General features: G+C 67.0%; 6 protein-coding genes. All 6 read right to left on the bottom strand.

Annotated elements, in window-relative coordinates; genetic code table 11:
- Positions 1-164: 164 nt before the first annotated feature.
- Positions 165-1,193 (bottom strand): glycoside hydrolase family 3 N-terminal domain-containing protein, encoded by a 1,029-nt coding sequence (locus ACY34I_RS39285; protein ID WP_462760441.1) that lies wholly within the window; start codon positions 1,191-1,193, stop codon positions 165-167.
- 900 nt (positions 1,194-2,093) lie between these two features.
- On the bottom strand, positions 2,094-3,320 hold the full coding sequence (locus ACY34I_RS39280; protein ID WP_462760439.1) for an RNA polymerase sigma factor: 1,227 nt from the start codon (positions 3,318-3,320) through the stop codon (positions 2,094-2,096).
- A gap of 43 nt (positions 3,321-3,363) precedes the next feature.
- On the bottom strand, positions 3,364-3,735 hold the full coding sequence (locus ACY34I_RS39275) for a YciI family protein (RefSeq protein WP_462760437.1): 372 nt from the start codon (positions 3,733-3,735) through the stop codon (positions 3,364-3,366).
- A 202-nt stretch (positions 3,736-3,937) separates the two neighbouring features.
- Positions 3,938-4,627: a sulfotransferase domain-containing protein gene (locus ACY34I_RS39270; protein ID WP_462760435.1), complete on the bottom strand. Its 690-nt coding sequence runs from the start codon at positions 4,625-4,627 to the stop codon at positions 3,938-3,940.
- 978 nt (positions 4,628-5,605) lie between these two features.
- Positions 5,606-7,396, bottom strand: coding sequence for a reverse transcriptase/maturase family protein (locus ACY34I_RS39265; protein WP_462760433.1), 1,791 nt, complete (start codon positions 7,394-7,396; stop codon positions 5,606-5,608).
- 583 nt (positions 7,397-7,979) lie between these two features.
- A complete protein-coding gene (gene ltrA / locus ACY34I_RS39260; RefSeq protein WP_462760431.1) occupies positions 7,980-9,449 on the bottom strand; it encodes a group II intron reverse transcriptase/maturase in 1,470 nt (489 codons plus the stop codon).
- Positions 9,450-10,141 lie beyond the last annotated feature (692 nt).

Genomic DNA, 10,141 nt, shown 5'->3' with positions numbered 1-10,141 from the left:
GACTAGCTCGCTCGACCCGTCCTGGATCCTCAGCCCCGGCGTCCTCGTCGGTCCGCCCGCTGACTTGGGCGCCGGCCCCGCGACGCTTGACTTGGGATGCTCGGGTCGTTCACGGGCCGGGCCGGGCGGGTGGAGCCGCGTCGGACGGCCGTCTCACTACACGGTCAGTGGAGACGGGCCCGTAGGTCGGCGATCCGATCCGCCGCGGCGATGAAGCCGGCGGTGTCGAGTTGGCCCCCGGTCTGGGCGTTCACCAGGGCGGTGGTGGCGGCTTCGCCCTGGCTGACATCGCGGGCGGAGCACAGGATGAGGTCCATGCCGGCGGTGGCGGCGGCGACCGCGCGTTGGCCGGTGTTGCCGTAGGGAGCCAGCGCGCCGGCTTCCAGGGCGTCGGTGACGGTCACCCCGGTGAACCCGATGCGGCCGCGCAGTTCCTGCTTGACTACTGTCGGCGACAGGCCGGCTGGGCGGTTCGGGTCCAGCGCCGGGTAGATGGCCCAGGACACCATGACGAGGTCGACGCCGACGGCGGCGGCTGAGTAGGGGAACTCGTCGGTGCCGCGCAACGTGGCCAGCGACTGGGACAGGGTGACCGGCCGGGTGTCTGTGTTCTGGGCCGTTGCTGCCCATCCCAGTCCGGGGAAATGCTTGGCGGTGGCGGCCACGCCGGTGCGCTGCTGGGCGGTGATGAACGCGCGTCCCAAAGCCGCGACGGTGTCGGGGTTCGCGCTGTAGGAGCGCTGGTACTGGTCGATGAAGTTGCCCGCGGTGGAGTAGACGTCGAGAACCGGGGCGAGGTTGACGTTCATGCCCAGTGCGGCGAGGGTGCGGCCGGCTCCGGTGCCCGCCGCGGCCGCCGCGGCCACCGGATCGGCGGACTGGCCGATCTGCTTCTCCGACAGCGCGGGCGCCCCGGGCAGCCGTCGGATCAGGCCACCCTCCTGGTCGACCATCAGCAGCAGCGGTACATGGACCGGGCTTTGCGCCTGGGCTCGTCGCAACTGGCCGATCACCGAGCTGATCTGGGCGGTGCTGGCGATGTTCTCCCCGAAGAAGATCACCCCGGCGGCCTCACCGGCGCGGATGATCCTCATCAGGCTCGCCGGTGGTGTCAACCCGGGGTAGGAGTAGATGATTCGCTGCCCGGCCAGTTGCCACCTGGTCAGGCCGGCCGACCTGGTCGGTGCGGGCACGGACGGTACCGGCGCGGGTGATGTGCGCGGGGCTTTCGTGGGCGGCAGCTCGGTCGATGTGGACGGCGATGCCACCTGTCCGCCACCCGACCCGCCGGGCGCGGACCAGATTGAGCGTGCCGGATCAGGGTTGGCCGGCCCGGGTGTGGGGGCGTGCGAGGACTGGCAGGCGACCATGGCAAGAGCGAGAGCCCCGGTCGCCAGAACGGTGGGAAGCTTCGCCGCTGAGTACATGACCACCTCCGCGTAGCCGGCACCGATCCCGGTGCGCCTGAGGGGACCCGACGATCAGTCGACGGTGACCGGTCTGCGGTGTTCGATCTCATCCGCCGGCGACGATGAACGGTGCATCCGCTCCGGCGGCGATCGCCAGCGCTGCGCCTGCCGGTATGGGTGCCGTCCTGTGTCACCGGACCCCGTGCGGCGGCTCTATCAGCAGTATGGGCGGGAGATCCCTCGGTGACTAGTCGCCCACATCATCGCCCTACGCCGCCATTCGGCTAAGCCTTCGCCCCGGCTTTCTGCCCAACTAGCCGGCGATCGCGGTCAGCTACCTCGCCGCGCTCCCTGCCTGACTTGTCGCGGTCCTGCTTAACACGATCTGCTGAATAGATTTGATCAGCGCCACGATGGGAAATCAGCCTCGCTCGGTGGAGTACGAGTGAGGCGCGGGCGGTCGACGACCTATGGGATCTGATCAAACCGTTGCCGCCACACCGGCCTGACAAAGCACCTGGGCCACAGCCGGTCCCGGACGTGGTCTACACGCCGACCGCAGGCGACTTTCTCCCCGGGTTCGCCGCGCTCCCGCCGTCCGCATTCGGGGACTCGGCCGACGTGGCCGACGCGATCGACGGCATCCGGGCCGCGCTCGAATCCCGGCTGGCCGAGCTGGAGAAGTCAGCTCAGCGTGGCCGCCTTGCGCAGCAGCACCGAGCGTTCGCGCTGGTTGGCGCACAGCCGGGCCGCCAGTTCCAACTCGGCGCGTGCTTCCGGCCGCCGTCCGAGCCGGGCCAGCAGCTCACCGCGTACGGTCGGGATCAGATGCGAACCGGGGAGCCGGTCCGAGGCGATCAGCTCGTCCACGATGGCCAGGGCTTGCGCCGGGCCCGAGGCCATGGCAACGGCGACGGCCCGGTTGAGCTCGACCACCGGCGAGGGTGCGACCCGGCTGAGTGCCTCGTAGAGCACTACGATCCGGTCCCAGTCGGTTGCCTCGACCGAGGGCGCCGACGCGTGGGTGGCGGCGATCGCGGCCTGTAGGCCGTAGGGGCCGAGGCCGCGAGTCGATGCCTTGGCCAGCGCGGCCAGCCCACGGCGGATTGCCGAGATGTCCCACCGCCGCCGGTCCTGGTCCTCGAGCAGGATCGGCGAGCCGTCCGGGCCGGTCCGGGCCGGGAAGCGCGCGGCTGTCAGCTCGCACAACGCGAGCAGGCCGTGCACCTCCGGCTCGTCCGGTTGCAGCGCGGCCAGCGTGCGGGCCAGCCGGATCGCCTCGTACGCGACGTCGGGGCGCAGCAGCCGGTCGCCCGACGTGGCCGTCGACCCCTCGGTGAAGATCACGTAGATGACGCTGAGCACGCCGCCCAGCCGTTCCCGGCGCTCGCCGGCTGGCGGCAGCTCGAACGGCACCCCAGCCGCCGCGATCGTCTTCTTGCCCCGGGTGATGCGGGCCTGCACGGTCGGCACAGGTACGAGGAACGCGCGGGCGATCTCCTCGCTGGACAGGCCGGCGACCACGCGCAGGGTCAGCGCCACCCGGGCCTCGGGGGAGAGCACCGGGTGGCAGCTGATGAACATCAGCGCAAGCACGTCGTCATCGATCTTGTCGGGATCGACTTCTTCGTCAACCGCCGAGTCGACCGCCAAGTCGGCCGCCAGCAGGGCGTATCGGTCCTGGAGGGCGGTCCGGCGGCGGATCGCGTCGATCGCCCGCCGCCGGGCCGTGGCCATCAGCCAGCCGGCCGGATTCGCCGGAGAGGCAAGCGGCCACGACACCAGCGCCTCGGCCACCGCCTCCTGGGCCGCGTCCTCGGCCAGCCCGAAATCGCCGGTGAACCGGGTCAGCGCGGCGACGATCCGCGCCGACTCGATCCGCCAGACGGCCTCGACATCGGCCGTACCCATCAGATCTGGCCGTTGCTCTCGCGCCCGGCCCAGTCCTTGGCGATCACTCGCCGACCTGCGGGACCTCGTCGCTTCCGGGCACCCGCCGGACCTCGATCTTGGACCCGGGGGCCGCCGGGACCCGCTTGGCCCACTCGACCGCCTCCTGTTTCGAGGCGACGTCGAGCAGGAAGAAGCCCCCGAACAGTTCTTTCGTCTCGCCGTACGGCCCGTCCGTGACCACCGGGGCCTCGCCGCTGAAGTCGACCACGACGCCCTGGCGCGGATCGTCCAGCCCTTCCGCCGCGAGAAGAACACCGGCCTTGACCATCTCCTCGATGAACTGGCGGGTCGTGGCCATCATCTCGTCGATGTTGGCCATCATCGCCGCGTTCGACTCGTCGGTGCCCCGCATGATCAGCAGGTACTTCGGCATCGCAGTCTCCTCGTCCGGCGGGACCGCCTCTCGGCCTCGCACCCTAACGTCGAACGAGTGGCCCGCGGATCGACACGGCCCCGGAGAAATCTCTCGCCGCGACGCAGCCGATCCATCCGACCCCCGTTTCGCCCGTCAGAGCCCGCGGCGACAGGTCAGCGCGGCAGGTCGGTTGCCTGGGGGTCAAGGAGCCTTTCGTCGCCTAGCGGTAGCCCAGTAGCGCCATCGCGGCGCGATTGTCGGGCCGCGACCAGAAGAGCTGATGAAGATCGTCCGACAGTTCGTCGAGATGGGTGCCCGCCTGTCCTCGTCGAAAGAACCCCGGGTCGATTGTGTTTAGTTCCTCGAACGACGGAATGTCCACGTCGGCGCGAGGCGTGATTCCGGACAGCAGTAGTTCCGCCATTACCCGCTGGACGGATGCTCTCGGCTCGCGTACGAGGTCTTCGTACCTGAGCATGACCCGGTGGGGTGCTGGTGGCAGTAGCCAGCTAAGCACGTTCTGCCCCCAACTCCCGGTCCCGACCGTGTCTTTTCGGTTGATCATTGCTCTCAGCTCGATCTCGAACTCGCGGCCTTTCCCTTCGCTGTTGAGCCGAGCCCATGAGACCAGCGAGTCTCTGCCGTCGCGGACGAGGCAGATGGCTCGGTCCGACTCGTTGACGTCGTCATCGCGCTGCCTGTGCGTCTTGACAAAGTGCACCTGCTCGGTAGTCCGCATCGCGCGGGTTGCCGCGGGCCGCTCCTCGAATCCGACCAGGGCCGCGCCCAAGCGTGTGGCGACTCCGTCGACGTCGTATACGACGGACGTTCGTACACCGTAGAGACGGTGCAGCAGGATGCGGAGGAACGTATTTCCCGAGCGTGGAAACGAGGACACCCAGACGATCATGGGCTCCACCCTAGGCGCGGTAGTCGTAGCGGTCACACGGTGCTGCGGGCAGTGCAGCGGCGAAGTACAGCAACGCCAGCTCCTGACAGTGGGGCACACAGGGGAGGCACAAGACACCGTGAAACGTCGTCAACTAGCCATCAACGAGGGCAGCCCGAACGCCGATTGAGCAGGCACCGCGTGCCGTTCCCGCTGGTCGCCGTCGGCAACGGCTCCAGCTCGTAGCGGCCGTTCAGCAAGGTCTGCCCGGACACACCGCCTCCCCATGCCCCGCTTTGGCGATATCGCCAGTCGCTCGGCGTGGAGGGTCGCGCTGGCCGCCATCGCCCGGACCAGCAAATCCCAGTCGGGCCGAGGCAATGTGCCTCGCCAGGTAGTCGAGGTCTCCATCGTGGCGTACTCGGCGTAAGAACCCCTGGGGATCCCTAAGAAGCATTAGGGAGTCGGGACAGGTTGATCTTGCTGATGGGTTCGTATCGGATCCTGTTTCCGCAGCTCAGCCACCTGACAGGGCGGATCGGCAAGGCTCGTTTGGGGCCTCGAATCGCCGACGCCCCCAACCGAGCCCCCAATGCCGCACCCAGCCGAGCCCTCACACGCGAGCTGACAACCACGGGCCGGCTCGGCGGCGACGAGCGCCCACGACAGGCCCCTTTTCGACCGCCCGCACGGGTCGCCGCACAGCCCGCAGGCCACCAGGATTCCTAAGGCTGCTGCACCCGTTGTCAGCGTCCGTCAGGGCCGGCAGCGCAGCGCCGCCGACCTGAACTGCCCCGGGTTCTATGGAGACCAGCTGCTGGCCCACCCGTCGGTAGAGTCGGCCTGAGGCGCGGTGTCAGGATTGCTCCTGATCCGTTTCCTCAGGCCGCTCTCCGAGTGAAGTAGGCCGCCGGCGAGGTGCCCGTGGTGTGGGTCCTTTTCCGTCGGCCCCTTCCCGAACCGTGCTGGACGATTTCTCGTCACACGGCTCTCCAGTGGTCAGTTCCGGGTGGGTGCGGTTGTCCTTCCGGCGTGGATGTTCTCGTGGCAGGCCCGGCAGATAACGAGGGTTTTGCGGCGCCGTTTGGCCATGAGGTGCACCCATGCTGGTTTGTCGGGTCGGTCGTGGCGGTTGAGGTCGGCGAGTTTGCGGACGTGGTGAACCTCGATGTTCGTCCGGGATTCGCAGATCTCGCAGCAGTCGGCGAGGAGCCGGTGGATCAACTCGTTTCGCTTCGTGCTGGCCATGATCGGTGACAGGTCGGTGAGGACGGCTGTGCGTTGGCGCTTGAGCGGGATCCCGCCGAAGCGGGCGACCAGTGGTTTCCTGCCCCGGTCCCGATCGACGGTGACCTGGAAGCAGGTCCGTTTTCCGTCAGGGGTTTCGATGACCGTCTTGTACTTGCGGGCCATCTTGGTGACGGTGGACTTGTGTTTACCCGCGAGGGTTTTGAGCATCGAGGTCTCCATGACCCATCGCAGGGTGTCCAGGCGGAACACGTCCTGGGCGAGGAGGTAGTACTGGACCAACCCCCGGTACTCGGCCTGATACTTCGCGACGATGGTGAAGTCCTGATCGTGAAGCAGCAGGCCGCGTTGAGCCGGTTTACCTTCGCGCATATAGTTCGCGCACTTCTGCCTGATGACGTCCCTGGGCACGAACAACCCGATCGCGGCGTTGACGGAGCGTTGGCCGCGACGGTCGAGCTTGTTGTCGGCTCGTTGGGTTCGGATTTCATAGCCGAGAAACCGCGCCGCCTGGCTGGCGGCGTGGGTGATCAACGTTTTGGACTGGGACAGTTCCAGCTTCATATCCTCGCGCAGGAACGTCGCGATCCGCGACTTGATCTGCTCGGCTTCGTGCCTGGGCCCGGCAAATCCCAGCAGCCAATCGTCGGCATAGCGCACATACCGCAGGCGCCGATAGCCGGGATCGTTCGGGTCCTGGCTGGGCAGGGTCCGGCGCTGACGCCGAAGCGCCTTCACCGCAGCCCGGTCACCATGCCGTTTGGCCCTCGCGATCGCGTGATCGACAGCCTGGTATTCGGTGTTGCGCCGTCGAAGACGGCCTCGGTTGTACTCAGGCAGCAAAGACTGCTCGACGAACCGGTCCAACCGGTCCAGGTAAATGTTGGACAAAACCGGGGATGCGACGCCACCTTGCGGCGCACCGCTGAGCGTGGCGTGCCATCGCCAATCCTCCAGGTACCCGGCCGTGAGCATGTTGGACACCAGCCGCAAAAACCGGCCATCGTGGATCTTCTCCGCAAGGATCGACGCCATGATCGAGTGATCAAGTGACCCGAAACAGTCGGAGATGTCTCCCTCGATGAACCAATGCGTTCCCTTCCAGACCGACACCACCTCATCCAACGCGGTGTGGCAGCCCCGGCCCGCACGGAACCCGTGGGAGCGGTTGGAGAACTGGACGTCGTAGTACGCCTCCAACAGCAGACGCACCACTTCGGCGACCAGCTTGTCCGACCAGGTAGGCAGACCCAGCGGGCGCAGCTTCCCGTTCTTCTTCGGGATGAACACGCGCTTGACCGGCCGCCACCGGTAGCGTTCACGACGCAACACGTCGATGATCGCCCCGATTTTGGCTTGGGACATACCGTCCACGGTCTCCGACGTGGCCCCGGGCGTCATCGACCCCTTGTTGGCGTAGATGCGTCCGTAGGCCAGCAGGAACAACTGCGGGTTGAACAACTGTCGATACAGTCTTTCCAGCGGCAGGCCGCGCCTGCCGCGTTCCCGGATGACGTTCAGCACCGTTGCGGCGCTCTGCATTACGCATACCTCGCTTCGCTGAACATCGTGATCACCTGTGTCCCTTCGCCCTGCGGTCCGGCTTTCCCGGCCTCCCTGGCAGGTCGTTACTCCTGCGACTACTACGGACACTCCGTCGCCATAGGACTCGCGTCCCGTAGGCGATCCCGTGGTACGTCTTCGTTGTACGTATCTAGCGCGACGTAGGCCGCCCACTCATCCCCTTGCCCGCCCTCGTTGGGCGGTGCCCGACGCCGTGGAGTTGCACCAGCCTCACGGGTTCATGCCGGCGCACGGCGTGGCATCGGTTTCAGGTGTCGTTTCCGATGGATGCGCACTTTCATCACTGGGGATTAGGCTTCAAGCAATCCAGCCTTGGCCATATCGCGCGGGTCCCGCGACGCCACGCCCCTGACACCTGGGCACGCCCGTCGCTTTCCTGACATGCTCTTGTTCCCTTCACCTTTCGGATCCAGGTAAGCCATCAGACCCAGGAACAGTTCTCCAAGTTCCTCCCAACTGAGCTGGGGATACAACGAAGCGCCTCACGGCGCACACCCGCCGTGCGCGTCTCCGCGCAGCGGGCTCTCCACGGTTTCTGTCGTTAGGCGTTGGCGGGTGCAGGCCAGGGGCTGGGGATCATGGTGGAGCGCCAGCGGTAGCGGGTCACGGGGATGGCCGCGATGCGCCGGTATTCGATCCCGTCCGCGTTGATCGGTAGCCACCGCCTGGTGGGGGTGGTGTGTCGGCGGCGGAAGGCCGTCCAGTTCCAGCGGTGTCGTAGCATGAGCATGCTGCTCAGCCGCCGCCAGGCAAAGCTGTCGAGCATGTTGAAGGTGTCCTTCGCCACGGCGTGCCGGAAGTAGTTGGCCCAGCCGTGCATGACCTGGTTAAGCCGGGTCAGCACTGAGGCCAGGTCCTGCTGTGATTTCCTGCGTGTGAGTGCACGGATCTTCGCTTTCAGCGACCGGATCGGCCGCTTGGCGATGAAGGTGTACACGTGCCACTTGTTCGTGCCTCGCTTGCGGCGCCACCGGATGTGGAACCCCAGGAAGTCGAACCCGTCGCTCATGTGGACTATCCGGGTTTTGGCCGGTGACAGCCGTAAACCTAGTGGTGCCAACACATGGGCGACGTCCTCGTGCAACTGCTGCACGTGTTCCTCGTTTCCGTGGACGAGGATCACGAAGTCGTCGGCGTAGCGGACCAGCCGCCACGTCGCCGACCCTTGGGCGCGTTGTTTGGCCCGGAGATAGTTGGTTGACATCGTCCCGCCCGGCTTCCACGGCCGCATCAGGTGCTCGTCGAGCACTGTCAGGGCGATGTTGGCCAGCAGCGGAGACAGGATGCCGCCCTGCGGCGTGCCGGTGTGCGTGTCCTGCCGGTCGCCGTGCTCGGTGAGCACCCCGGCCTTCAGGAACGCCTTCACCAACGCCAGAACACGCTTGTCCTTGATCCTCAATCGGACGCGGTCCATCAATGCCACGTGATCGATCGAGTCGAAACACGCCTCGATGTCGGCATCCAGCACCCACCGGTAACCGTGAGTGCCATACATCTGGATGTCGGCCAACGCGTCCTGGGCGCGCCGCAAGGGCCGGAACCCGAACGAGACCGGCTCGAAGTCAGCCTCGAAAATCGGCTCCAGCACCAGCTTGAGCGCCGCCTGAACGACCCGGTCCGCGACCGTCGGAATCCCGAGCCTGCGGACCTTACCTGACCCTCCCGGTTTGGGAATCTTACGTTCCCGCACCGGCAACGGCCGGAACGTGCCGTCCTTCAAGGACGCTCGCAGGTTGTCCAGGAACCCGGGAACGCCGATGTGCGCCTCGACGTCGGCGACGGTCAGACCGTCCACGCCCGGCGTTCGCGCCCCCAGGTTGCCAGCGACCCGGCCATACGCCATCAGCAGCGTCGCCGGGTCGTGCACGAGGTTGAACAGATCGTCGAACCGGCGGCCGGGATCGGCCGCCGCCCAACGGTGAAGCTTGGCCTGCATCTCCACTACCCGCCGATACGGGCCCACGGCCCGTTCCGGTGGAGCGTCGCCGTTCGGCGTCGCGTCTTGCGGCATTACAGCGTCCTTCCCTTCGCGAAACCGCTGCCGCCCTTCGCCATGTGGCCGGCTTTCCCGGCCTCGGACTACTACGGCGGCTCCGCCCCATCCGGCCCGTTCAGCGGTCGGTGCGCCTATCCCCACTACCGCGCTGGAAGCGCGACGCGCAGGGAACCGCAACCGGATGGTTCCCGTGTTCACTGCTGTTCGTTCGTCGGAGGAGGAGCCCGACTCTGCCCCTACGGCATCGCCATGGGTACGCCGCAGACCTTCCCCATGGCCTCCCCAGCAGACTGGTCAGAATCCGCTGGGAAGATCCCCGCCACCTAACCAAGAGGCGGGGAAGCACCGCATCCAGCCCATATCCGCCAGGTTCGAGCTGGCGACAGATTAAGGGGCTTTACCACGCCGGTTCCTCGCGTACTCCTCTCCGTCTCGCTCGCCGAACCCGCACCATCTGGCAGTACTGGCACGTCCCGGCTTTGTCAGGGCCGCTTCCCACCCCACCCGGCACCACCCGGACGAGGCTGCCCTCAGCTACAACCGCCTGCTGCGACAGACGGCAGGTGGCGGTCTCTCACCTCCACTCGAACAACAGCGCCTCACGGCGCACGGTCAGGTCCTGTCAGGTCGGGTCAGGTCCTGTCAGGTCGGGTCAGGTTCTGTCAGGCAGCGGCTTGCGGACAGCAGCGCTCGCTCGCCTCACAGCG

It is taken from the genome of Micromonospora sp. RTBAU3-60 (assembly GCF_054963695.1).
The sequence above is the reverse complement of the archived record's forward strand: the minus strand, read 5'-3'. Positions and strand labels throughout refer to the sequence as shown.

Excerpts from the sequence above, each read along its gene's own strand:
- ACY34I_RS39280 (WP_462760439.1), bottom strand. The coding sequence starts at position 3,320 with ATGGGTACGGCCGATGTCGAGGCCGTCTGGCGGATCGAGTCGGCGCGG.
- ACY34I_RS39275 (WP_462760437.1), bottom strand. The coding sequence starts at position 3,735 with ATGCCGAAGTACCTGCTGATCATGCGGGGCACCGACGAGTCGAACGCG.
- ACY34I_RS39270 (WP_462760435.1), bottom strand. The coding sequence starts at position 4,627 with ATGATCGTCTGGGTGTCCTCGTTTCCACGCTCGGGAAATACGTTCCTC.
- ACY34I_RS39265 (WP_462760433.1), bottom strand. The coding sequence starts at position 7,396 with ATGCAGAGCGCCGCAACGGTGCTGAACGTCATCCGGGAACGCGGCAGG.
- ltrA (WP_462760431.1), bottom strand. The coding sequence starts at position 9,449 with ATGCCGCAAGACGCGACGCCGAACGGCGACGCTCCACCGGAACGGGCC.